General features: G+C 71.6%; 18 protein-coding genes. 13 read left to right on the top strand and 5 right to left on the bottom strand.

Annotation, left to right across the window (positions count from 1 at the left end; all coding sequences use genetic code 11):
* Positions 1-128 precede the first annotated feature (128 nt).
* From BLR68_RS07105 to BLR68_RS07080, 6 genes are read left to right on the top strand one after another with little or no spacing between them, the layout of a single operon-like run.
* Positions 129-1,475, top strand: coding sequence for a Gfo/Idh/MocA family protein (locus BLR68_RS07105; protein ID WP_018187526.1), 1,347 nt, complete (start codon positions 129-131; stop codon positions 1,473-1,475).
* Positions 1,472-2,410 carry an NAD-dependent epimerase/dehydratase family protein gene (locus BLR68_RS07100; protein ID WP_018187527.1) on the top strand — a complete coding sequence of 313 codons (939 nt, stop codon included), beginning with the start codon at positions 1,472-1,474 and terminating at the stop codon, positions 2,408-2,410. Before BLR68_RS07105 ends, BLR68_RS07100 begins: the two co-directional genes overlap by 4 nt.
* Positions 2,407-3,306, top strand: a complete 900-nt coding sequence (locus BLR68_RS07095) for a 5-dehydro-4-deoxyglucarate dehydratase (protein WP_018187528.1) — start codon at positions 2,407-2,409, stop codon at positions 3,304-3,306. Before BLR68_RS07100 ends, BLR68_RS07095 begins: the two co-directional genes overlap by 4 nt.
* A complete protein-coding gene (locus tag BLR68_RS07090) occupies positions 3,303-4,394 on the top strand; it encodes a mandelate racemase/muconate lactonizing enzyme family protein (RefSeq protein ID WP_018187529.1) in 1,092 nt (363 codons plus the stop codon). The genes BLR68_RS07095 and BLR68_RS07090 overlap by 4 nt, the downstream gene beginning before the upstream one ends.
* Positions 4,391-5,839: an aldehyde dehydrogenase (NADP(+)) gene (locus BLR68_RS07085; protein WP_018187530.1), complete on the top strand. Its 1,449-nt coding sequence runs from the start codon at positions 4,391-4,393 to the stop codon at positions 5,837-5,839. The genes BLR68_RS07090 and BLR68_RS07085 overlap by 4 nt, the downstream gene beginning before the upstream one ends.
* Complete coding sequence (locus BLR68_RS07080; protein ID WP_018187531.1) at positions 5,836-6,795, top strand: serine hydrolase domain-containing protein; 960 nt, start codon at positions 5,836-5,838, stop codon at positions 6,793-6,795. Before BLR68_RS07085 ends, BLR68_RS07080 begins: the two co-directional genes overlap by 4 nt.
* Before the next feature lie 270 nt (positions 6,796-7,065).
* On the opposite strand, the gene BLR68_RS07075 is transcribed toward BLR68_RS07080, so the two are convergent.
* Entirely contained in the window at positions 7,066-9,198 is a 2,133-nt protein-coding gene (locus BLR68_RS07075) for a beta-galactosidase (protein WP_018187532.1), read from the bottom strand.
* Positions 9,199-9,454: 256 nt separating this feature from the next.
* Between BLR68_RS07075 and BLR68_RS07070 the strand changes: the two genes are divergently transcribed.
* Entirely contained in the window at positions 9,455-10,237 is a 783-nt protein-coding gene (locus BLR68_RS07070) for an alpha/beta fold hydrolase (protein WP_018187533.1), read from the top strand.
* 347 nt (positions 10,238-10,584) lie between these two features.
* Here BLR68_RS07070 and BLR68_RS07065 read toward each other — a convergent pair whose 3' ends face one another.
* Complete coding sequence (locus BLR68_RS07065; RefSeq protein ID WP_018187535.1) at positions 10,585-11,448, bottom strand: AraC family transcriptional regulator; 864 nt, start codon at positions 11,446-11,448, stop codon at positions 10,585-10,587.
* 93 nt (positions 11,449-11,541) lie between these two features.
* Here BLR68_RS07065 and BLR68_RS07060 point away from each other — a divergent pair, with 93 nt between their 5' ends.
* Positions 11,542-14,772, top strand: a complete 3,231-nt coding sequence (locus BLR68_RS07060) for a DUF5107 domain-containing protein (RefSeq protein ID WP_018187536.1) — start codon at positions 11,542-11,544, stop codon at positions 14,770-14,772.
* The gene (locus BLR68_RS07055) at positions 14,769-16,073 is read left to right on the top strand and encodes a cellulase-like family protein (RefSeq protein WP_018187537.1); all 1,305 of its coding nucleotides are present in this window, start codon (positions 14,769-14,771) and stop codon (positions 16,071-16,073) included. Before BLR68_RS07060 ends, BLR68_RS07055 begins: the two co-directional genes overlap by 4 nt.
* A 10-nt stretch (positions 16,074-16,083) precedes the next feature.
* Here BLR68_RS07055 and BLR68_RS07050 read toward each other — a convergent pair whose 3' ends face one another.
* A complete protein-coding gene (locus BLR68_RS07050; protein ID WP_018187538.1) occupies positions 16,084-17,025 on the bottom strand; it encodes an NADP-dependent oxidoreductase in 942 nt (313 codons plus the stop codon).
* Between the two features lie 102 nt (positions 17,026-17,127).
* Here BLR68_RS07050 and BLR68_RS07045 point away from each other — a divergent pair, with 102 nt between their 5' ends.
* Entirely contained in the window at positions 17,128-17,616 is a 489-nt protein-coding gene (locus tag BLR68_RS07045) for a MarR family winged helix-turn-helix transcriptional regulator (protein WP_018187539.1), read from the top strand.
* Positions 17,617-17,679: 63 nt separating this feature from the next.
* Here BLR68_RS07045 and BLR68_RS07040 read toward each other — a convergent pair whose 3' ends face one another.
* Positions 17,680-19,974: a rhamnogalacturonan lyase gene (locus BLR68_RS07040; RefSeq protein ID WP_371129992.1), complete on the bottom strand. Its 2,295-nt coding sequence runs from the start codon at positions 19,972-19,974 to the stop codon at positions 17,680-17,682.
* Between the two features lie 175 nt (positions 19,975-20,149).
* Between BLR68_RS07040 and BLR68_RS07035 the strand changes: the two genes are divergently transcribed.
* Positions 20,150-21,094, top strand: a complete 945-nt coding sequence (locus tag BLR68_RS07035) for a hypothetical protein (RefSeq protein WP_018187541.1) — start codon at positions 20,150-20,152, stop codon at positions 21,092-21,094.
* 18 nt (positions 21,095-21,112) lie between these two features.
* On the opposite strand, the gene BLR68_RS07030 is transcribed toward BLR68_RS07035, so the two are convergent.
* A complete protein-coding gene (locus tag BLR68_RS07030) occupies positions 21,113-22,114 on the bottom strand; it encodes a LacI family DNA-binding transcriptional regulator (protein ID WP_026302923.1) in 1,002 nt (333 codons plus the stop codon).
* Positions 22,115-22,219: 105 nt separating this feature from the next.
* On the opposite strand from BLR68_RS07030, the gene BLR68_RS07025 reads away from it, so the two are divergent.
* Both BLR68_RS07025 and rhaI read left to right on the top strand, forming a co-directional pair.
* Positions 22,220-22,585, top strand: coding sequence for an L-rhamnose mutarotase (locus tag BLR68_RS07025; RefSeq protein WP_018187543.1), 366 nt, complete (start codon positions 22,220-22,222; stop codon positions 22,583-22,585).
* Complete coding sequence (gene rhaI / locus BLR68_RS07020; protein ID WP_018187544.1) at positions 22,582-23,748, top strand: L-rhamnose isomerase; 1,167 nt, start codon at positions 22,582-22,584, stop codon at positions 23,746-23,748. The genes BLR68_RS07025 and rhaI overlap by 4 nt, the downstream gene beginning before the upstream one ends.
* The last annotated feature ends 6 nt before the right edge of the window (positions 23,749-23,754 follow it).

Raw genomic sequence — 23,754 nt, 5'->3', positions numbered from 1 at the left:
GCGACTGAAACGATCCACTTTCCCTCGAGAACATTCCTCGCGGAGCCGGCGGCATCCGTGCTACCGTCTGAGAAAACGTTTCCTGAGCCTGTTTCCCGGCTCGGAGGAGTCCGGCACGAAGGAGAGCCATGACCACCCGGTACGCCCTCGTCGGCGCAGGCCACCGCGCACAGATGTACGTGGACGCCATCGCCGACGACTACCGCGACCGCGCCGACCTCGTCGCGATCTGCGAGCCGAACCCGACCCGCGCACAGTTCTACGTCGACCGCCTCGTCGACCACGGCCTCGCCGCTCCGAGCACCTGGCAGCCCGACCAGCTCGAGGACATGATCCGCGCCGAGCGCATCGAGCGGGTCATCGTGACCGCGCGCGACGACCTGCACGCCGAGCTGATCGTCCGATCGATGGATGCCGGGGCCGACGTCGTCGTCGAGAAGCCCCTCACCATCGACGCGGCCAGCGCCGCCGCGATCGAGGCGGCCGCCGAGCGCACGGGGCGATCGGTCGTCCTGACCTTCAACTACCGGTACGCGCCGCGCAACACCGCCCTCCGCCAGGTCATCGCCGAGGGCCGGATCGGTCGCGTCACCTCCATCGATTTCTCCTGGATGCTCGACACGCAGCACGGCGCGGACTACTTCCGCCGCTGGCACCGCGAGAAGGAGCACTCCGGCGGCCTTCTCGTCCACAAGTCGAGCCACCACTTCGACCTCGTCAACTGGTGGATCGGGCAGCGTCCCCGCCGCGTCTTCGCCTCGGGCGCCCTCCGCTTCTACGGCGCCGAGAACGCCGCCGCCCGCGGCCTCGGCGACCGCCCCGACCGCGGCACTCACGACGGCGACCGCGACCCGTTCGAGCTCGACCTCCGCGGCGACGAGCGCCTGCGCGCGCTGTATCTCGACGCCGAGCAGCACGACGGCTACGTCCGCGACCGCGACGTCTTCGGACCGGGCATCACCATCGAGGACAACCTCGCCCTCGTCGTCGACTATTCGGAGGGCGCGACCCTGTCGTACTCCCTGAACGCGCATGCCCCCTGGGAGGGCTACCGCGTCGCGATCAACGGCACCGAGGGCCGCGCCGAGCTCGAGGTCGTCGAGCGGGGCGCCGTCCTCGTCGGCGACGGGCTGCACCCGGTGGTCGACCCGAGTGCGGTGCAGGATGCCGCCCACTCCAGCCTCCGCCCCATGGGCGAGCGTCTGCTGGTGCAGCGCCACTGGGAGGAAGCGGTCGAGGTCCCCATCGTGTCCGGCGAGTCCGCCCACGGCGGCGGCGACGCCCTGCTCCTGGCCGACGTCTTCGCCGGCCCCGTGGACGACCCGCTGGGGCGCCCGGCCGACTGGACCGACGGCGTCCGCTCGATCGCGGTCGGCATCGCCGGCAACCGCTCGCTCGAAACGGGCCTGCCCGTGCAGGTCGCCGACCTCGGCGTCGCGATCCTCCGCGACTCGACACCGCGGATTCCCCGATGAGCCGCATCGTCGTCACCGGCGGCTCCGGCCGGCTCGGGCGCAACCTCGTCGCCGGGCTCGCCGCATTCGGGCACGAGGTCGTCTCGCTCGATCGCGCACCGTCCGACGACCTCCGCATCGACGGCGTCGAGCAGATCTCGATCGACCTGCTCGACGCGGCGGCCACGGCCGAGACGCTCGTGCGCGCGAAGGCCGACTCGGTCGTCCACCTCGCCGCGATCGCCGTGCCGTTCAGCGCCCCCGAAGACGTGATCATGCGGACGAACACCGGCCTCGCCGTCTCGGTCCTCGGCGGAGCGGTGGATGCCGGCATCGGCCGCATCGTCGCGGCATCCAGCCCCACCGTGCTCGGTTACGGCAACCCGTCGGGCTGGCTGCCCGAGTCCCTGCCGCTCGACGAGACATCGACGCCGCGGCCGTGGAACGCGTACGCGCTCTCGAAGCTCATGATCGAGCAGACCGTGACGATGCTGCACCGGCGCACCGGCGACGACGTCCGCTACGCGACGTTCCGCCCCTGCTACGTCATCGCGCCCGAGGAATGGGCGGGGGCCCCGACCCAGCAGGGCCACACGGTCGCCGAGCGGATCACCGATCCCGCACTGTCGGCTCCGGCCCTCTTCAACTACGTCGACGCCCGCGACGTCGCATCGTTCACCGACCTGCTGCTGGGGGCGCTCCCCGACATCCCGAACGCCGAGGTGTTCTTCGTCGGCGCCGACGATGCGCTGGCCGACGCCCCCCTGGCCGAGCTCCTGCCGCGCTTCGTCCCCGGGACCGACGACCTCGCCCGCGCCCTCACCGGCACCTCGCCCGCGTTCTCGAACGCGAAGGCGGCGCGCGTGCTCGGCTGGCGGCCGCAGCACTCGTGGCGGACCGAACTCACCTCCTCCTCCCTGAACGCCGTCTCCGATCGAAAGGACGTGCCGGTATGAACTTCCGCGGCATCCTCTTCTTCCCCGTCACCCCGTTCGACTCGGCGGACCGCGTCGAGACCGACCTCCTGACCCAGCACGTCACCGCAGGCGTGGATGCCGGTGCCGGCGGCGTCTTCCCCGCGTGCGGCACGGGCGAGTTCCACGCCCTGTCCGCCGGCGAGTCGGCGCTCGTGGTCCGCACCGCGGTCGACGCGGTCGCCGGTCGCGTCCCCGTCATCGCCGGAGCCGGCGGCCCTCTGGGCCACGCGATCGAGGTCGCACGCTCCGCGGCCGATGCCGGCGCCGACGGCCTGCTCGTCCTGCCGCCGTACCTCGTGGGGGCCCCGCAGCGCGGGCTCATCGCCTACGTCGAGGCGATCGCCGCGGCATCCGATCTGCCCGTCATCATCTACCACCGCGGGTCGGCGGCGTTCACGGCCGAGTCGATCCGCACGCTCGCCGCGAACCCGAAGGTCGTCGGCTTCAAGGACGGCATCGGCGACATCGGCGCCACGCAACTGATCGTGCGGGCGGTCGCGGATGCCGGCCGTGAGGACTTCGCGTTCTTCAACGGCCTGCTGACCGCAGAGCTCACGCAGGGCGCGTACCGCGGGATCGGCGTGCCGCTGTACTCGTCGGCCGCCTTCGCGATGATCCCCGAGGTCGCGAACGCCTACTACCGCGCGTACGTCGACGGTGACGAGGCGCGTCGCATGGCGATCCTCGACGGCTTCTACGCGCCGCTCGTCGCGCTCCGCGACGAGACCCCCGGGTTCGGCGTCTCGCTCATCAAGGCGGGTCTGCGTCTCGAAGGGCTGCCGGTCGGCTCCGTCCGCGCTCCGCTGGTCGACCCGACCCCGGCGCAGGAGACCCGTCTGGCCGAGATCCTCGCCGCGGGCCGCGCACTGCTGTGACCACGATCGCCTCGTTCGGCGCCCGGCTGATCCGGGTGCCGCTGACGCGCCCGTGGGCCGCCGACGTCACGTCGGTCGGCGTCATCGCGACCCACGTCGTGCGGTCGGACGGCGCCGAGGGGTGGGGTTTCTCGTGGACTCCGCAGATCGGCGCCGAGGCGGTTCTCGCGCTGCTGCAGCACGACATCCCCACCTTCGCCGTCGGCCGCTCGGCCGAGCCGGCGGAGGTCTGGCCCGAGCTGTGGCGCCACCTGCACGAGGCGGGTGGCGGCGGCCTCACGACGATCGCGATCGCGGGTCTCGACCTCGCGCTGTGGGATGCCGCGGCCCGCGCGGCCGGCATCTCGGTGTCGACCTCGATCGGTCGCCGTCGCGACTCGGTGCGCTCCTACGGCAGCGGCATCAACCTGCACTACGAGCTCGACGACCTGCTCGCCCAGGCGCGGCGCTGGGTCGATGCCGGCTTCGGCGCCGTCAAGATGAAGGTCGGCAGCCCCGACCTCGCCCGCGACGTCGCGCGCGTCGCCGCGGTGCGTGACGTCATCGGACCCGACCGCGCACTCATGGTCGACGCGAACCAGCGGTGGGACCTCGACCGGGCGACGACCGCCGTCGAGGCACTCGCGGCATCCGACATCGCTTGGATCGAAGAGCCGCTGCGCGCCGACGACCTCGCCGGGCACATCGAGCTCGCGAGGCGCCTGCGGGCCGGATCGGGAGTGCCGATCGCCCTCGGCGAGAATGTGCACACCCGCTACCGCTTCGACGACTTCGTGCGCTCGGGCGCCGCGCAGGTCGTGCAGCCGAACATCGTCCGCGTCGGCGGGATCACTCCGTTCCTCGAGATCGCGGGCGACGCGCACGCTGCGGGCATAGACCTACACCCCCACCTGTTGCCCGAACTGTCGGGCCAGCTCGCGCTGGTCCTGCCCCAGGAGGTCCTCGTCGAGGACATCGAAGACGCCGCGTTCGGCGCCCTCGGTGCGCTCGAGACCCCCTCCCCCGTCGCCATCGCCGACGGAACGCTGACCGAGGTGCCCCACGAGGGTCTCGGCCTGCGCTTCACCGACCCGGAAGGACTCCGATGACCACGTCACCCGAAGAACTCGCCCGCCTCACCGACGCCGCCGCGGCCGCCGCGCCGATCTGGCGCACGTCGTCCGCCGACGATCGCGCCCGCTGGTTGAGCGCCGTCGCCGACGCGCTCGACGCCCACGCCGACGAACTGGTGGCGATCGCCGACCGCGAGACCCGCCTCGGCGCCGTCCGTCTGCGCGGCGAGGTCGGCCGCACGACGGGGCAGCTGCGCCTGTTCGCCGCGGTCGTCCGCGAGGGCTCGTACCTCGAGCTGACCGTCGACGACGCGGATGCCGCAGCCACCCCGCCTCGCCCGGAACTGCGTCGCCTGCTCGTCGGCGTCGGCCCGGTCGCCGTGTTCTCGGCATCCAACTTCCCGTTCGCGTTCTCGGTCTGCGGTGGCGACACCGCCTCGGCGTGGGCGGCGGGCAACCCCGTCATCGTGAAGGCGCACTCCGGCCACCCCGAGCTATCGGAGCGCACCGCCGCGATCGCGATCGAGGCGCTTCGCGCCGCGGGCGCGCCCGACGGATCGCTCGCCCTCATCGAGGGCCGCGAGGCCGGGAACGCGCTCGTGCAGCACCCCGTCATCCAGGCGGCCGGGTTCACCGGGTCGCTCTCGGGCGGTCGCGCGCTGTTCGACCTCGCGAACGGGCGGCCCGACCCGATCCCGTTCTACGGCGAGCTCGGCAGCGTGAACCCCGTCGTCGTCACGACCGGCGCGGCCGCCGCGCGCGGTGAGGCGCTTGCGACGGGCCTCGTCGGCTCGTTCACCCTCGGCGCCGGCCAGTTCTGCACGAAGCCGGGCGTCGTCTTCATCCCGCGGGATGCCGGCATCGAGCAGCTCGTCGCCGACGCCGTCGCCGGCGCGGCGGGTGGGCCGCTGCTGACCGAGCGCATCACGACCGCGTTCCCCGACGGCATCCGCGACCTCGAGGCCGACCCGTCGGTCGAGGTACTCGCCCAGGGCGCCGAGACGCCCGACGGCGCCCGCCCCGTGGTGTTGACGACGGATGCCGCGGCGGTCGCCGAGCGCCCCGAGACGCTGATCGCCGAGGTGTTCGGACCGGTCACGCTGCTCGTCCGCTACAGCGACCACGCCGAGCTGCTGCGGGCCCTGCGTGCCGTGCCGGGAAGCCTCACCGCGACGCTGCACAGCGAGGCGGGCGAGGATGTCGCCGAGGTGCTCGAGCTGCTGCAGCTGCGCGCCGGCCGCGTGCTGTTCGCAGGCTGGCCGACCGGTGTCGCCGTAACGTGGTCGCAGCAGCACGGCGGACCATGGCCCGCGACGACGTCGCTCCACACCTCCGTCGGCGCGACGGCGATCCGCCGGTTCCTGCGACCGGTCGCGTTCCAGGACGCACCCGACGCGCTGCTGCCCGAACCGCTCCGCGACGCGTCGCTGACTCGACTCCCGCACCGCCGCAACGGCGTGCTGCAGGTGCCGACCGCATGAGCGCGGCGTTCGACCTCGTCCGCGGGCACGTCGACGCGGGCCGGCTGCCGTCGGCCGTGCTCGGCGTGGCGACGGCCGACGGGACCGTCGCCCTGGAGGGGTTCGGGGCCGCGGCATCCGATCGGTACCCGCTCTTCTCGATCACGAAGCCCCTGCTGGGGATCGCCGCGGCGCGGGCGATCGAGCGCGGGCTGCTGACGACCGAGACGCCGCTTCGGGATGCTGCGCCGGAGTTCGGCGCGGGGCGCGACGACGTGGTGCTGCTGCGTCACCTCGCCTCGCACACCGCCGGCATCGCCGAGCCGCCGCTCGACCCCGTGACGCCGCTGCGTGAGGAGCTCGTCACCCGCGGTCGGGACTTCGCCGCGGGCAGCGCCTCGCGCTACTCGTCGCTCGCGTTCGAGGGGATCGCGGCGCTCGTCGAGCACGCGACCGGGCACGACTGGGCGGATGCCGTCGCCCAGTGGGCCGGCGAGATCGGCGCCGACGGGCTCAGCCTCGACCACGCCGGCTCGGTCGAGGTGGTCGACGCTGCGGCATCGGGCGTCGACATGGCCCGGTTCGCCGCGCTGCGGCATCCGGGTGCTGGACTCGTCGGCCGCGCCGAGGACCTGCTGCGACTGGGCTCGGAGCTGCTGCGCATCGAAGGCGGGGCGACCGGCGGCATCCTGCAGCCGGCAACGCTGGCGATGATGCGGCGTCCGCTGACGGGCGACATCCCCCGGCTCGAGCCGTACATCGCGGAGCGCGGGCAGGACTGGGGGTTCACGTGGAACCTCCGCACGCGCGCGCCCGGCCTCATCGACCAGGACGTCTACGGCCACGGCGGCTGGGCCGGCACCGAGTTCTGGGTGCACCCCGGTGCGGGGATCGCGTGGGTGCTGCTCACGAACGCCGTCACGCGGCCGGGGGTCGACCTCGACGCGATCGACAACGCGGTGGTGTCCGCGCGTTGAGGGGTGTGACTCAGCCCGCGAGAGCGTCCCGTTGTGCCGAGAGCGCCCTGACGTGCCCGGCATCCTGCAGCGCTCTCGGCAACAGGCGGCGCTCTCGCGACTGAGTCTCGCGACGCTACCCGCGCGCTCGATACTGGGGCTCCCGCGCGCGATCCTGCACCGGCCCGCGCCGCACACGCGCGAGAGCGCCCCCTCGTGCCCAGAGCGCCCCCCCTGTAAACCGGGCCGCCGGTGCGCTTTCGGCACCAGACAGCGCTGTCGAGGAACGCGTCAGATACGCACGCTCGCGCGCGGCTCGAGCTCCGCGCGCGTGATCCCCGCCCCGACGGGCGCCTGGCCGGGGAAGCGCACACGTGCGGACGGCGGCCCGGGCAGGATCTCGATCCGCAGTTCGGTCGCGTCGCCGCGGAGGTCGGCCGGGATGCGCCAGGGGCGCCCGGTCCACAGAGCGTCGGAGACGAGCCGGTCGGCGGCCCACGCGCGGGCGACATCGCCGATCCACTTCAGGCGCAACGTGCGCTCGTCGGCCGGGTCGACCGCGATCGTCACGATCGCGGCGGCATCCCACTCCGCCGGGATCGACGCGCGACCGCCCTGTTCGGCGCCGGCCGGGGGCGCCCCGGCGGACCGTTCGAGCGTCACCGCGACCTCCGCGGCTTGTCCGGGCTCGACCTCGACTGCCACCCACCCGCCGTCGTCGAGCACCTCGAGACGCGGGGACGCAGCGGCATTCCCCGTGATGGTCACCTCGCCATCGTCGGTCACGACCGCGCCGGGCGCCCAGACGACCCGCCCGCCGGCGAGAGCGATCGCTTCGGCATCCGCGTCATCGAGCACGAGCACCCGCGCGAGAACTCCGCCCTCGCGCGACAGCTCCCACATCCGTCCGCGGTCCGCACCGACCTCCGCCACGTCAGCGTCGGCCGAGAGCTGGGGCGGGATGCCGTCGGTCGCCGCCGCGACCAGCAGCGGCGCTCCCCGCCACAGCACCTCGGTCACCGGTTGCGCGGTGAGCCAGTGCACGGTCGCGTCGCCGAGCGGCATCCCGAACGGCCAGGCGAACACCGCGCCGGTCGGGATGTCGACCTCGGGGAAGACGGTATCGCCCACCTCGAACCGCACACCCTCGTGGGCGGGCAGGTCGACCCCGGGATGCCGGTTCACGACGAACACGAATCCGCGTCGCCCGTCCGAGCGGACCGACCAGCGCAGCCCGGTGAGGTCGGGCGAGTCGACGGCGTCCTCGGCGAAGAAGGCGGGCATGGCGGCGAGCGCCGCACCCCACCGCGCGAGCATGAGGTGCTGCCGGCGGAGCGCCGCCCAGCTCGGCCGCGTCGCGCCGTCGACCTGGACCGGCGCACCGAAGTCGTAGGCGATCTCGGGAAAGTCGTTCGGTCCGGCCGCGGCGTGCGACTCCTGCAGCCCGCGGCGCGGATTCCGGCCGTCGGCGTACATGTAGTACCCCTGCCAGACGCTGCCCGAGGCGAGCTTGGCCATCGCGAGGGCCGCGACATCAGCGGCCGGCACGTCGAGACGGCGGTGATATGCCGAGGTCATGCCCGAACCGACCTCGCAGGTCGTGAACGGATGCGGCGCCCGCACCGCTTCGGCCACCGGCTCGCCGGCGCGGTGGTCGGCGCCGATCGAATCGTCGTCGCGGCGCGGCGACGGGTAGAAGTTCGCGTGGCTGCGCAGGTCGGGCTCGACGTCCGCATCGAGCCAGAACGACTCGGGGTAGCCGCCGTAGACCGGGAGGAAACCGTCCGGCAGCTGGGCTCCGCCCCATCCGGTCGCCGTCCAGATCGGCGCGCGCAGGCCGAGCCCCTCCGCCATCTCGCGCAGCCGGGTGAGGTGGTCGGCGCCGTCGTACAGCTCGTTGTCGACCTGGATCGAGAACAGCGGCATGCCGCTGACCTGCTCGGCCAGCAGGGCGTACCACCGCTCGACTTCGGCGAGGTAGGCCGGGTCGTTGGTGCGCAGCGGCAGGCCCGAGCCCACGAGCCAGTCGGGTAGACCGCCGTGCCGCGCCTCGGCGTGGGCGTACGGGCCGATCCGCAGGATGAGCCCGAGACCGGCGTCGCGCGCTGTCTCGAGGAAGGCGCGCACGTCGAGTCCGCCGGTGAAGTCCGGCCGTCCGCGCTCCGGCTCGTGGTGGTTCCAGAGGACGTAGGTCGACACGTGGGTGAGTCCGCCGGCGCGGGCGGCGGTGAGCACCGGCATCCACTCCCCGCGAGGGATGCGGGAGTAGTGGATCTCGCCGGTGATCGGGAAGATCGGGATGCCGTCCTGCCGAACGGACTGCGCCGTCACCTCGACGCCGGAGTCGACACCTGCCGACGGGTGGATGTCCGCGAGCTCAGTCGTGGCGGGCGGGCGGACGGTGAGGGTGTGGACGCGCGTCATCGGGACTCCAACGGGGGCGGGGACGGGTCCGAGCCTAGGAGCGCGAGCCGACGTGGCGCGGCGAGGCCGTCGGATCGTCCAGGCATGCCGTCGGCAACGGTCGCCCTCGCTGCCACCGTGGACAGGACTCTCCGAAGCGGGCCGAACTCGCGACCATGGAAACGCGGATGCGGATCGAACGCACGCACACGCAGGGGCGATGGCTGCTTCTGGCGATCCGGCCCTCCCTAGACCCGCGCGGGATAGCGTTGCGTGGGTGACGCTGAACCACATTCGACGCGGGAACGGCAGCCCTCTGCTACTCGTACACGGCCTGGGTGCAGGGTGGCGGTCTTGGACCCCGATCCTCGACCAACTGGCGGAACATCGTGAGGTCATCGCCGTCGACTTACCCGGGTTCGGTGAGACTCCGGCCTTGGCCGGTGAGGTCTCGATCGCCACGTTGACCGACTCTGTCGCGGACTTCATCCGCGAGCAGGGGCTGGACGGGGTTTCGACCGCAGGCCAGTCGATGGGCGGCCGAATCGTGCTCGAGCTCGCGCGGCGAGGGGTCGGCGGTGACGCTGTGGCGTTGGACCCGGGCGGCTTCTGGAGCCACCGCGAGCTCGTCGTCTTCGGCGCCACGTTGCGGCCCTCGATCACTCTGGTCAGAGCGCTGCGAGGCGCGTTGCCGGCCCTGCTGGGCAACCCCGTCGGACGGACTCTGCTGCTGGCGCAGTTGTCGGCGCGGCCGTGGGCCCTCTCGCCCGAGACCGTACTGCCGGACGTGCGCGGACTGGCCGATTCGCCGTCGACCGGGGCCGCCATGAACGCCCTCACAAAAGGACCCAAGCAACAGGGCGCCCCGGCCGGTTCGGTACCTGGCCGGGTCACGATCGGGTGGGGGCGGCGTGATCTGGTGACGGTACCCCGTCAGGCCTCTCGAGCCACAGAACTGTTCCCGGACGCCGTGCTGCACTGGTTCGAGCGCTGCGGCCACTTTCCGCAATGGGATGCCGCGGGTGAAGCAACCCGACTCATTCTCGACGGCACCCACTAGTACCCGCGACGATGCCCCTATTTCGCGTTCCGCAGGAAGACGACCTGAGGAAGATGGAAGCGACGGGGATGGTGACTTCCCTGGCTCTCGGGACGCTCGGGCTCATTGCTGGCTTGATTCTTATCACGAACAACCTGACCTGGGGTTGGGCGATTCTGGTCTCAGCTGCGCTGTCGGAACTGATGGGGATCGCCCTTCTCGTGAGCGGTCGTCATCGACGAAGGTCTTGAGATCGTCCCGGTCGACTTCGCGGCGAGGCGGGGCGCGAGGCCGCTCTTAACCCCTTCGGCCGCGACACGATAACCACCGTTATGTCGCGCCCGCCGCGGGCCAATGACCGCCACGCCCTACCCCTTCCCCTGCCCGCGGTACGCCGTCGGGGACACTCCGTGGGCGACGCGGAACCTGCGCGAGAAGTAGAACGCATCGTCCATGCCGACGCGGCGCGCGACCTCCGCGACGGGCAGGTCGGTCGTATCGAGCAGGTGCCGGGCATGCGCCATCTTCAGTGCGAGGTGGTGCGCGATGACCCCGCCGCCGGTCGCATCGCGGAACAGGGCGGCGAGGTGCGAGGGCGACACCCCGACCATCGCCGCGAGCTCTCCCACGTGCACCGTGCCGTCGATGCGCTCCTCGAGGTAGCGCAGCGCCCGCTCGACGGGCGTCCCATGCTCCGGTAGCAGCCGGTCGACCGCGAGCTGCGTGAACAACCGCCACGCCATCCCGGATGCCGCGACCATCCGCGCGGGCGTCGTGTCTCGCGCCAGCGAGGTCGAGATCTCGTCGAGCAGGGCGGTCGCCCGCTCGACGGCGCGCAGCGGCAGCACCACGCGGTCCGCGGACACCCCCGCGGCCTCGACCAGCTCCGGCACGTCCGAACCGCGCACGTGGCACCACCAGATCGTCCAGGGATCCGCGGCATCCGCTCCGTAGGAATGGGGCACATCCCCAGGGATGGCGATCGCCGTCGCCGACCCGACGCGCGTCCGTTGACCGCCCGCCTCGACCCATCCGGCCCCCGACACGCAGACGATGACGATCGTCTCGGGAGCACCCATAGGGCGATGCCGGCCGTGGCCCGCCGCGCGTGGAAAGTACCCGGCATCCGTCACCACCATCCGCCGGGTCACCGGCTTGGCGAGGGCTGCCTCGACGACAGGACGCGGCACGACGCTCAGCCGCTGCCGCTCGAACCCGTCCGCGCGCTGCATCCCTTCATCCTGCCGCACCGCATCGTCGAATCGTCCATGTCGACCGCACGCGAACCCATGGCCCGAGCTCGCCGCCCCGCATAGATTCGCCCCATGCCCGACGCCGCGCCCAGCCGCATCCTGCTCCCCGATGCCCCCGCCGACCAGCAGGCTCTGCTCGCGGTCGGCGGGGTCGCGTGCTGGTCCGAAGACACCGTCATCGACACCTACGAGCCGGGCGACCCCGATCCGTACCCGGCGTTCCTCGACCGGCGCGTGTACCAGGGCTCGAGCGGGCGGGTGTATCCGCTGCCGATGATCGAATCCATCTCGCACGAGAAGCAGCCGCGGGCGTGGCGGGCGATCCACCTCGAGAACGCGTACGTCCGGCTGATGCTGCTGCCCGAGCTCGGCGGACGCATCCACATCGGGTACGACAAGGTCGCGGGCTACGACTTCTTCTACCGGAACAACGTCATCAAGCCCGCCCTCGTCGGCCTCGCCGGCCCGTGGATCTCGGGCGGCGTCGAGTTCAACTGGCCCCAGCACCATCGCCCCGCCACGTTCCTCCCCGTCGACAGCCGCATCGAGCGCGAGGACGACGGCAGCGCGATCGTCTGGCACAGCGACCTCGATCCCCTGCAGCGGATGCGGGGAGTCCACGGCGTGCGGCTGCGCCCCGGATCCTCACTCATCGAGCTCGACGTGCGCCTGCACAACCGCACCGACGTGCCGCAGACCTTCCTGTGGTGGGCGAACGTCGCCGCGCGATCCCACGAGCAGTACCAGTCGTTCTTTCCCGACGACGTCCGCTACGTCGCCGACCACGCCCGCCGCGCGATCACCGCGTTCCCGCACGCCGACCGGGCGTACTACGGCGTCGACTACCCCGCCCTCGCCGCCGAGCGCCCCGGCGCCGACCGCATCGACGTGTACAGCAACATCCCCGTACCGACCTCGTACATGATCACCGACACCGAGGACGGCTTCTTCGGCGGCTACGACCACGCCGCCGACGCCGGATTCGTCCACTGGGCCGACCCCGCGATCTCGCCCGGCAAGAAGCAGTGGACGTGGGGCGACGGCCCCATCGGACGCGCCTGGGACGACCAGCTCACCGACACCGACGGACCCTACGTCGAGCTCATGGCCGGGGTGTACACCGACAACCAACCCGACTTCGCGTGGCTCATGCCCGGCGAGACGAAGACGTTCTCGCAGCACTGGTTCCCCGTGCACGCCATCGGTCCGGCACGGCAGGCGACGACGGATGCCGCGGCCTCGGTCACGACCGAGGGCGGCCGGTCGCGCATCGGCGTCCTCACGACGCGTGCGCACGGAGCGGCGCGCGTCGAGGTCAGGGTCGACGGCGGTGACACGAGGATCACGGACGTCGCGATCGGCCCCGACTCCCCCGCCGTCGTCGGCATCGCCGGAACCGCGGTCGAGGTCACGGTCGTCGCCGACGATGCGATCCTCGTCCGGTGGGTGCGCCGGGACGCCGAGCCCGCGGAGCCCTGGGTCGCGACGGCGCCCGAGGCGCCCGAACGCATCGAGGGCACCGACGAGCTGCTGCTCACGGCGGCGCATCTGGTGCAGTACCGGCATCCCACCCGGTCACCGCTCCCCTACCTGCGCGAGGCGCAGCGGCGCGATCCCGACGATGCCCGCGCCCGCACGATGCTCGGCGCGTGGCACCTCGCCCGAGCCGAGTACGCCGCGGCGCGCGAACATCTTGACGCGGCCGTCGCCCGCGAGACCCGCCGCAACCTGAACCCCCGCGATGGCGAGGCGCACTACCTGCTCGGGCTCGCGCTCGAGCGCCTCGGCGAGCGCGACGCGGCCGATCGGCGGTTCGCGCGGGCGGCGTGGAACGCGGTGTGGGCGGCGCCGGCATCCCTCGCCCGTGCTCGCCTCGCGCTCGCGGGCGGGCGCGCGTCGGACGCGCTCCGACTCACGGACGCCGCCGACGCGATTCCCGAGGCGCGCCGTCTGCGCGTGTTGACGCTGCGCCGACTCGGGAGTCACGACGAGGCGACGGCGCTCGAAGATCTCGTCGCCGCCGACCCGCTCGACCCGATCACTGCGCTGCTCTCCGACGGGCCCGCACCGTCGGACCCGCGCGCCGCGCTCGACGCCGGCGCCGAGTTCGCCCGCGCCGGCGCGCTCGACGAGGCCCTCGCCGCGACCGAGCGCGAGGCGACCGGCGACGCCGGGTTCGGCAACCTCGAGCCGGTCCGCCTGATCCTCCGCGCCGCCTGGGCGGATGCCGCCGGGCGCCCCGATCTGGCCGCGACCGAGCGCGCCGCCGCCGACCTCCTCGACCTCGGCGGCGCCTTCCCCGCAGGGCTCGACCAGCTCGATGCCCTCGTCGCCGGCACCGCGGCCGGGTCCTCCGCCGCCGCGGCGATGCTCGGCGCCTGGCTGCTCGACGCCGGGCGCGACGACGACGCCCACGCGGCTTTCCAGCGCGCCCGGGACCTGGGCTGCGACGACCCGGTCCTGCTGCGCAACCTCGCCCTCGCGACGGTCCGCACCGGCGGCGACCCCGCCCGGGCAGCCGACCTCTACGAGACCGCGCTCGCCCACCGCCCCGACCCGCGTCTCGTCCTCGAACGCGACCTGCTCGCGCAGTTGATGGAAACGGATGCCTCCGCCCGCCTCGCGCTCATGGAACGCCACCCCGCCGCACTCGACGCCCGCGACGACCTCGCGGTCACCCATGTCGGACTTCTGCTCGACGCCGACCGCGTCGACGACGCGTGGCGGATCCTGACGACGCGCGTGTTCCGTCCGTTCGAAGGCGGCGAGGGAATCGTGCTGGCCGCCTACGACCGCGCGGCCTGCCTCATGGCGCGACGCTTCTGCGCCGCGGGCCGTGCGGATGCCGCCGTCGCCCTGCTCGAGGCGGGGATCGACGCCCCCGCGAATCTCGGCGAGGGCCGGCATCCCGCCGTCCCACAGGCGGAACGGTTCGTTGCCCTCGGCGACGCGCACCGCCTCGCGGGCGACGACGCGGCCGTCCGCGCCGCCTGGGAGCGGGCCTGTGCGGCGACGCGGCTCGCGGTCGCTCCGCGTCCCGCCGACGAAGCGACGTTCTGGATCGGCGTCGCGCACGCACGTCTGGGCGAGACCGCCGCCGCCGAGACGATCTGGGATGCGCTCGACGCGCGTGCCGCACAGATCGAGGCCGCACCCGACGAGGTCGACTACTTCGCGACCTCGCTGCCGGAGCTCCTGGTGTTCGATCTCGACACCGCCGACCGTCGCCGGACGCAGGCCGCCGCGCTGCGCGACCTGGCCGCCGACGGCCGCACCATCGCGAACGAGAGGATGAACGCATGACCGATCGCTACCTGGGGTCGGGCAACCTTCCCCAAAACCCGTACGGACCGACAGGACCCGTTCCCGCACATCTCCCGGACCGTCTCGCGATCACACTGTGGGACTTCTCCTGGTACACCCGCGCCGGCGAGGGAGACGTGTACGCCGACCTCGATGCCGCGTGCGCCGACGCCGCGTCGCTCGGCTACAACGCGATCCGCATCTGCGCCGCTCCCTTGCTGCTGTTCGGCGACCTGGGCCTCGACGACCTCTCCCGGGACCTCACGATCGAGGGGCTCGGAGCCGCGGCATCCGGCGGGTACTACGGGCAGCGCACGCGCTGGTACGACACCCCCGGCGGCTACGCGATCGACGTGCGCGCACACCTCGCCACGCTGCTCACCGCCGCGCGGCGGCACGGCCTCGTGCTGATCCTCTCGAGCTGGGAGTACCAGCAGTCCTGCGCGTTCGCCGCGTCACCCCGGTGGTTCGAGGCCGTCGAGGCCGTGCCGTTGGAGGACCGCTACCGGGTGCTCGCGGAGGCGTGGGACCGGATGCTCGCGTGGATCGACGAACAGGGCGCCCGCGACCTCATCGCCCTCGTCGAGATCCACAACGAGGTCGACTTCTCGATCCTGCCGGCGGTGACCGACGGCGGGGCGACCGCGTTGGAAGGGCTGCAGCAGCGGCATCCCGACCTGATCGTGACGGCGAGCATCGGCAAGCCGCCGCACCTGGCGATGCACCAGCTGCCCGCCACCCTCTCGGCCACGCAGTGCCACGTCTACAGCTACGGGGTGCTCGACGCCCTCCAGAAGCGCATCGACATCCGTTCCGAGGGGAGCGGGGACTTCCCGAACGCCGACCTGGGCGCCCTGCTGCGCGCCGATGCGCCCACGCCCGCCGAGTACGGCCGGCCCGCCGAGTGGAAGCTGCGCGCCACGGTCGTCACCGACCAGATGATCTACGGCTACGACTGGGTGGATGCCGCGGCCTGGGACGCCTGGCTCGACACCGAGTACCCGCGCTACGCCGAGGTGATGCACCGCGAGATCGAATCCCGCGTCATCGCGATCGCCGAGTGGGCGCGCTGGCAGGGCGTGCCGGCACTGATCGGCGAGGGCTGGGTCGGCTACACGCCGCTGCACGGCGGGTTCGAGGAGTCCGAGACCGGTCGCGAGCTGGCGGAACACGGCATCCGTACCGCCCTCGACCGCGGCGTGTGGGGCGTCGTCCTCTGCTCGAACGCCGCCCCGCACCACCCGATGTGGCAGCTGCGCGAGTGGCAGCAGCGTGTGAACGCGCTCGTCCGCGCGCGCTGACCCCGCTCGATCACGCGGTCGGCGTGACGACGATCTTTCCGTGCACCTGACCCGCCTCGAGCCGGGCGTGCACCTCGGGCAACGCGGCGAGCGGAATCCGCTCGGCGATGTCGACCCGCAACTCGCCGGAGTCGACCAGGCGGACGAGCTCGGCGAGCTGATCCCGGTCACTGCGGACGAATACGGTCACGCCTCGGACGCCCCGCGCCTCGTCCGAGGGAGTCGCCATCCATGCGGTCGTCGACACGACCACACCGCCGTCTCGGACCCTCGCGGCGAGCGCGACGAACTCCTCCGCGCTGATCGGGGCGAGGTTGAGGACGACGTCGACCGGTTCGTCGACGACGGATGCCGCCGAGGTCGTCGTGTGGTCGATCACCTGGTCGGCCCCGGCATCCGCCACAGCGGCGCGACTGCGCCCGGTCGCCGTCGCGATCACGTGGGCGCCGGCACGCTTCGCGAGACGGACGGCGTGCAGACCGACGACGCCCCCGGCGCCCGTGATCACGATGCGCTGGCCGGCGTGCAGGTCGGCGTACTCGAACAGGGCCTGCCAGGCGGTGAGGGCCACGGACGGAAGTCCCGCGGCATCCGCCAGCGCGATCGAGGTCGGAGCCGACACCAGCGCTTCTGCGGGGGCGATGACGTACTCCGCCGCGGCGCCGTCGTCGGTCATCGGCAGAAATCCCACCACCTCATCGCCGACGGCGACTTCGGTGACGCCGTCGCCTACCGAGATCACCGTTCCCGACGCGTCGTAGCCCGGGGTGTGCGGCAGGGTGATCGGGATCGGCAGCCGGCCGAAGCGGATGCCGTTGTCGGCCGGGTTCACGCCCGCCCCCGCCACGCGCAGCAGCACCTGGCCCGCAGCCGGAGTCGGCGTCTCGACGTCGTCGAGCATCAGCACGGACGGGTCGCCCGTCTCGAAGAATCGCATCGTCTTCATGATCATTCCTCTCTCATGTGCTTCGAATCTGAAGCATTGAGATGAACGTACATCTGTTTTGAATTCGAAGCAAGTAGTTCGAACTCGAAACATTGATAGTGTCGACCCATGAGCGAGATCAGCGATGCCGACCTGGGTGCGTACTTCGCCGTGACCGAGGTGGGCAACCTCCTGCGGCACGCCGTCGAACAGCAGCTGAAGGATGCCGGTGGCCTCAGCTACGTGCAGTTCCACGTCCTCGCGACGCTCGGCGATGCCCCCGATGGCAGCGCGCGCATGACCGACCTCGCCGACGGCGTCGTCTACAGCCGCAGCGGCCTGACCTATCAGGCGCAGCTGCTGGAATCGCGCGGCCTCGTCACGCGCGCCCCCTCCGTCGACGATGAGCGCAGCGTGACCGTGACGATCACGGATGCCGGTCGCGCGCTGCTCGCGAAGGTCTTCCCCGGACACCTGGAGATCCTCCGGGGCTACTTCCTGTCGCCACTCGCCGACGGCGAGGCCCGCATGCTCGCTGACGTCCTCGGGCGGATCCGCGACCACATGCGCGCTGCGCCGCCCCGCTCAGCCGGGCCGCGTCGCCGCAAGACCGACTGACGCCAGCCCGGCAACGAAGAGGGGGCGGATGCCACCGGCATCCGCCCCCTCTCACGTCACCGCTCAGCGCAGCGGCACCTTCGCGAACGACATGTCGGACGCGAGGTAGAAGTCCGTGTACGCGGGCTGGTTGTACGTCGTCTGCTGACGCGCGATCTCGGCCCGATACTGCGGGTCGTGCATGAGCGTGTAGAGCTTGTGCTCGGTCGGCTCGGTCGAGACGTACATGCGCAGCGCCGACGAGTCGGCCGTCCGCACGAGCAGTTCCTCACGCCAGTCGCCGAGGACGTCCGCCACCAGCGACGGGTTGCCCTTCGTGCCGTTGTTGGTGAGGGTGCCGGATGCCGTGAGCAGGGTCCCGCGCGTCCAGTCGTCGATCGTCGGGGTCACGGTCTGCGCGCCGTTCACGATCTGCGTCGTCAGGTCGCCGGCCCAGCGGATCGACATGTTCGTGCCGGGGTTGGTGGACTGCAGGACGTCGCCGTCCGCGGAGAGGAGGCCGGAGGCATCCGTTCCCGCCGGCATGCTCGACCACGCCTCGATGCCCGGGACGTCCGGGCGGACGTCACCGACCATCCCGCGGCCGGTGTCCTTGCCCGAATAGGCGCCGAAGAGCACCTCGCCCGTTGCGGCATCCCGCATCGCCGTCCCGTACGGGGCGTACGAGCCGCCCTCGTGGACGGTGAAGATCTCCTTGCCGGGGCGGCCCGGGTCGAAGTCGCCGACGTGCATCGCGTCACCGTGACCGAGGCGCACGTTCTCGCCGGGCGTCGCACTGCCGGGGGGCATCGTGTCGAACGAGGAGTAGAGCAGGCTGCCGTCGTCGTCGAGGGTCGCGGAGCCGTAGACGATCTCCTGCTTGCCGTCACCGTCGACATCGGCGGCGCTCAAGCTGTGGAAGCCCTGCGTCGTGAGCGTGCCGTACTCGGGATCGGTTCCGTCGCGGCCGTGCGGACCGTCGTTGAACGGGTTCGTCATCGGGACGTGACCACTGTCGACGAACCAGCGCTTCGTGAGGTGCTTCCCGTTCCAGTCGTACGTCGCGACGGTCGAGCGCGTGTAATAGCCGCGGGCGAATACCGCCGACGGACGCTTCCCGTCGAGGTAGGCGACGCCCGACAGGAAGCGATCGACGCGGTTGCCCGGCTCGATGCGCGACATCGCGTAGTCGCCCCAGAGCAGACCGTCGTCACCGCGACCCGGTTCGTAGCGGACCGTCTCGAGTTCCTTGCCGGTCTTGCCCTCGAACACCGTCAGGTACTCGGGGCCGTCGACGATGAAGCCCTCGAAGTTCCGCAGCACGTTGCGGGCGGATCGCGAGGGGGCATAGACGTCGATGAAGTAGTCGACGAGCTCCTCGGCGTCAGCACGGGACAGCGGGTAGTCGTGCGTCGGTTCGGTGCCGAGCGCCTCTTCGATCGTGGCGGGCCACTGACCCGAGACGACCTCGGGGCGATCCGACCAGCCCTGGAACACGCCAGCGAGGTGCGCGGCGTAGTCGTCGGCGCTCAACCGGTAGTCGTCGGAGTGCGAGTAGCCGGCCTTGCGGTCGGCCTTCGGCATCGTGACGTACTCGGCCTTCTTCGCCTTGCCCTTCTTGAACTCCGTGCTCTTCGTGCCCGGCGCCGTCTTCATCATGATCTCGGCCTTGCCGTTGCCGTCGAAGTCGTAGACGAGGAACTGCGTGTAGTGCGCGCCGGCGCGGATGTTCACACCGAGGTCGATGCGGTTCAGCAGCGTGCCGTCGAGCTCGTACGTGTCAATGTAGACCGGGCCCGTGTAGCCGACCTGCGAGACGTCTTTCGAGTTCGACGGGTCCCACTTCACGACGTACTCGTACGCGCCGTCGCCGTCCACGTCGCCCACCGAGACGTCGTTCGCCGAATACGTGTACGCCTCACCCGCGGGGGTCACGCCGTCAGCCGGCTTCGTGAGCGGGATGTCGAGGAACGGCGACCCCTGCACGGTCGCTTTCTCGGACGCCTTGCCCTCGCGCTTGCCCTGCAGCGGCGAGACCGTGTAGGTCGAACGGTCGGTGCCGTCCGGGTCGACGTAGGTTGTCGAGTCCGTCACGGTCGCGACGCGCTTGCCGTCGCGCTTCACGACGAAGTCGGTGCCGGTGAGGCCCGTCGCCGACGCGCCGGTCGCCTCGCTCTTGAACAGGCGCCACGTGAGGTGGACACCGTCCTCGCCCGGAAGAGCGACGAGGCCGCGGTCGAGCTTCTCGAGCTGTGGCGACGTGCCGGGCTTCGGCTTTCCCGGCCCATGGCCGGGGTGCGCCATCGCGGCCTGAGCCGGGATGAGGAGGGCCGCTGCGGCGAGCGCAGCGACGACGGATGTGCGGACGGGTCTTCTCATGCTGTTCACCCTTGAACTCGTGATGGAATGCGTTTTCCCCAGTCGTTCGCCGAGCCTATGTGCGGCGTTGAATCGTGTCAATGGGGGCACGGGAGCGCTCGCGCCCCCCCTTCCCGCGAAACCCCGGGACCGGCCACAATGGCCACGACATCCGGAACCGACGACGGGACGAGCCATGCCTGGGCCGAGCAACCTCACCGAGTACCTCCAGACCCTCAGCCCCGGCAGGCGGGAGCTGTTCGACCGCCTGATCGCCGAGGTGTCGGCGGTCGAGACGCCCGAGGCGATCAGCCGGCTGGTGTTCCGCGCCGGCCAGACCGACCACCCCGACTACGCCGACGCCGAAGCCGTGTTCTGGAAGGCGGTCGAGCAGATGTACCTGCGCGGAGCCGTCTCGGACGGAGATCTACCGGTCCTCTTCTGGGGCTTCCACACCTTCGATCTGCTCGGCCGGCGCCACTCCCGCGGTGTGCTCGTGACCGATCGCTCCCTCTACGTCGAGGGCGTCGACGACCTCGACGCGATCCCCCTCAGCCTCGCCTCACTGGGGACGTCCGAGATCCGGATCGAGGGGACCGCCCTGCGCGTGCGCGACACCCCGGTCGACCTCGCCCCGACCGAGCGGGTGCTGGCACCCGACGACCGTCCTGCGGTCGCGCGCTATTTGGCCGCCGTCGTCGACACGGTGCGCGGGACGGTCGCCGTGACCGACCCGCCGGCCGAGGCGCCCGCCACCGTCGAAGAGCTGGTGCTCGCCAGCAGGCTGTCCACCGACTTCTCGCTTCCCTCGCGACCCAAGGACGCGAAGCACCTCGCCAAGCTCTCCGCGAAGTGGAAACTCCCGGCATCCGACCGCCCCCTCGCTTCGCTGTCGAGCGCCACACTCGCCGGCGTCTACGGCATCGCGATCACCGACGCCGCGCTCTACTCGCGCGATCTGATGGAGGACGTGCACCGGACGCCGCTCGCCGACATCACGGAGATCACGTGGGATGCCGAGGCCAAAGGCTTCCGCATCGCGTCGGACCATCGCGCCCCGGCGGTGCCCGCCATCACCGCCGACAACCGCGAGTACGCGGCAGCGCTTCTGACCTCACTGGTGCGCTCAGCCGCGCGCTGACGCCCGGCCGCCCGCGCCTCAGCCCCCGGTCGACGCCCGGACGACGAGTTCGGGGCGGAAGCGGATGCGCTGCGGCTCGGCATCCGGATCCTCCAGCAGGGCGAACAGCGCGTCGACGGCCGCGGCGCCGATCTCGCGCGCGGGCTGACGGATCGAGCTGAGCGGAACGACCGTCGACTGCGCGAAATCGATGTCGTCATAGCCGATGAGGGCGAGGTCCTCGGGGACGCGCAGCGAACCGAGGATGCCGGCACCCTGCAGCACCCCGACGGCCAGCAGGTCGTTCGCGCAGAACACGCCGTCGGGCCGCTCGGCCGCGTCGCGTCGGGCGAGCTGCTCGCCGACGAGCCGCCCCGCGAGCACCGTGAGCTCGTCGGTCCCGGCGACCTCGAGCGACGCCTCGGGCACCTCGGCGAGCGCGCGCCGCGCCCCCTCGAGGCGGTCCGCCACCTGGCGGACGGATGCCGGTCCCCCGGCGAACAGGATGCGGCGACGCCCCTGCTGCAACAGGTGCTGGACGGCGAGGTATCCGCCCTCGACGTCGTCGACGGCCACGGAGGGCAGGTCGCCGTCCGCTTCGGCGTCCAGGAGGACGATCGGGACGCCGGCGGTCTCGAGCGTCTCGGCGCGTGCGTCGTCGAGGGCCAACGGGGTGAGGAGCACGCCGTTGACGCGCTGCTCGCGGAACAGGTCGAGGTAGGCGTTCTCGCGGGCGGCATCCTGCCCGCTGCTGCCGAGGAGGATCGTCACGCCGTGCGCGGCGGCGCGCTCTTCGGCGCCGCGGGCGACTTCGGCGAAGAACGGGTTGGCCGTATCGAGGACGACGAGCCCGACGGTGCGACTGCGTCCGGCGCGCAGTTGGCGCGCGGCGTCGTTACGGACGAACCCGAGCGCGGAGATGGCCGCGTGCACGCGTTCCACGGTCGCCGGGGATACCTTCGCCGGCCGGTTGAGGACGTTCGACACGGTCCCCACCGACACTCCTGCCGCGCGAGCGACGTCCTTCACACTGACTGCCACATGACCTGCCTTGACGGATGCTTCGGACCCACGTTACTGTTCTGAATCTTGAATCGTTTCATGAAACGCTTGCCCGACGATGCACCGGCCTCACGAAGGAGTGACATGATCCGCGTCGCCTTCCAGCTGCAGATCGACCCTGCCCTGGTCGACGAATACGTCGCGCGCCACACGCCCGTCTGGCCCGAAATGCTCGCCGAGATCGAGGCATCCGGTCGTCGCAACTACTCCCTGTTCCTCGGCGACGGCGGGCGCCTGTTCGGCTACTACGAGGTCGACGACGACACCGCGGCGCAGGCCTACCTCGCCGCCTCCCCCGTCGCCGCACGCTGGGAGGCCGAGATGGCCCGCTACTTCGTCGGCCTCGAGGGCCGCCCCGACCAGGCGGCGACCCCACTCGCCGAAGTCTTCAACCTGCACGACCAGTTGGCGGCCACCGCCGACGCCCCCTCAGAAAGCGACCCCTCATGACGACGCTGTCACACGACATCCTCACCCAGCTCGAGGGGCAGGCCATCGAACTGCCCAGCTGGGCGTTCGGCAACTCCGGCACCCGGTTCCGCGTCTTCGCGACGGCCGGCACGCCGCGCGATCCGTTCGAGAAGATCGCGGACGCCGCCGAGGTCAACCGCTACACCGCGCTGGCTCCGACCGTCGCGCTGCACATCCCGTGGGACAAGGTCGACGACTACGCCGCCCTCCGCCGCCATGCCGAAGACCTCGGCGTGCAGCTGGGCACCGTCAACTCGAACACGTTCCAGGACGAGGACTACAAGTTCGGCGCACTCACCCATCACGACGAGGCGATCCGCCGCAAGGCGATCGACCACCACCTCGAGTGCATCGACATCATGCACGAGACGGGGTCGCGCGACCTCAAGATCTGGCTCGCCGAGGGATCGAACTACCCCGGCCAGAACGACATGCGCGGACGCCAGGACCGCCTGCAGGACTCGCTGCAGCAGATCTACGCCCGCCTCGGCGACGCGCAGCGTCTCGTCCTCGAGTACAAGTTCTTCGAGCCGGCGTTCTACCACACCGACGTTCCCGACTGGGGCACGTCCTACGCCCAGGTCGCCGCCCTCGGCGACAAGGCGATGGTCTGCCTCGACACCGGCCACCACGCCCCCGGCACCAACATCGAGTTCATCGTCATGCAGCTCCTCCGTCTTGGAAAGCTCGGGTCCTTCGACTTCAACTCGCGCTTCTACGCCGACGACGACCTGATCGTGGGCTCGGCCGACCCGTTCCAGCTGTTCCGCATCCTCACCGAGGTCGTCCGCGGCGGTGGGCTCAACAACCCCGACGTCGCCTTCATGCTCGACCAGTGCCACAACATCGAGGACAAGATCCCCGGCCAGATCCGCTCGGTGCTCAACGTGCAGGAGATGACGGCGCGCGCCCTGCTCATCGACCGCGACGCCCTGGATGCCGCACAGCAGGCCAACGACGTGCTCGGCGCCAACGGCATCCTCATGGACGCCTTCTACACCGACGTCCGCCCCGCCCTCGCCGAGTGGCGCGAGTCCCGCGGGCTTCCCGCCGACCCGATGGCCGCGTTCGCGGCATCCGGTCACCTGCAGAAGATCGCCGACGAGCGCGTCGGCGGCACGCAAGCCGGCTGGGGTGCATGATCGACC

The sequence above is a fragment of the Microbacterium sp. 77mftsu3.1 genome, from assembly GCF_900100525.1.
Taxonomy (GTDB): Bacteria; Actinomycetota; Actinomycetes; order Actinomycetales; family Microbacteriaceae; genus Microbacterium; species Microbacterium aquilitoris.
Note: the sequence above shows the minus strand (reverse complement) of the source record. Positions and strands in the feature narration are given on the sequence as shown.

Bases quoted from the DNA above. Each gene is read 5' to 3' on its own strand.
- BLR68_RS07105 (WP_018187526.1), top strand. From the start codon at position 129: ATGACCACCCGGTACGCCCTCGTCGGCGCAGGCCACCGCGCACAGATG.
- BLR68_RS07100 (WP_018187527.1), top strand. From the start codon at position 1,472: ATGAGCCGCATCGTCGTCACCGGCGGCTCCGGCCGGCTCGGGCGCAAC.
- BLR68_RS07095 (WP_018187528.1), top strand. From the start codon at position 2,407: ATGAACTTCCGCGGCATCCTCTTCTTCCCCGTCACCCCGTTCGACTCG.
- BLR68_RS07085 (WP_018187530.1), top strand. From the start codon at position 4,391: ATGACCACGTCACCCGAAGAACTCGCCCGCCTCACCGACGCCGCCGCG.
- BLR68_RS07080 (WP_018187531.1), top strand. From the start codon at position 5,836: ATGAGCGCGGCGTTCGACCTCGTCCGCGGGCACGTCGACGCGGGCCGG.
- BLR68_RS07075 (WP_018187532.1), bottom strand. From the start codon at position 9,198: ATGACGCGCGTCCACACCCTCACCGTCCGCCCGCCCGCCACGACTGAG.
- BLR68_RS07065 (WP_018187535.1), bottom strand. From the start codon at position 11,448: ATGCAGCGCGCGGACGGGTTCGAGCGGCAGCGGCTGAGCGTCGTGCCG.
- BLR68_RS07060 (WP_018187536.1), top strand. From the start codon at position 11,542: ATGCCCGACGCCGCGCCCAGCCGCATCCTGCTCCCCGATGCCCCCGCC.
- BLR68_RS07055 (WP_018187537.1), top strand. From the start codon at position 14,769: ATGACCGATCGCTACCTGGGGTCGGGCAACCTTCCCCAAAACCCGTAC.
- BLR68_RS07050 (WP_018187538.1), bottom strand. From the start codon at position 17,025: ATGATCATGAAGACGATGCGATTCTTCGAGACGGGCGACCCGTCCGTG.
- BLR68_RS07045 (WP_018187539.1), top strand. From the start codon at position 17,128: ATGAGCGAGATCAGCGATGCCGACCTGGGTGCGTACTTCGCCGTGACC.
- BLR68_RS07040 (WP_371129992.1), bottom strand. From the start codon at position 19,974: ATGAGAAGACCCGTCCGCACATCCGTCGTCGCTGCGCTCGCCGCAGCG.
- BLR68_RS07035 (WP_018187541.1), top strand. From the start codon at position 20,150: ATGCCTGGGCCGAGCAACCTCACCGAGTACCTCCAGACCCTCAGCCCC.
- BLR68_RS07025 (WP_018187543.1), top strand. From the start codon at position 22,220: ATGATCCGCGTCGCCTTCCAGCTGCAGATCGACCCTGCCCTGGTCGAC.
- rhaI (WP_018187544.1), top strand. From the start codon at position 22,582: ATGACGACGCTGTCACACGACATCCTCACCCAGCTCGAGGGGCAGGCC.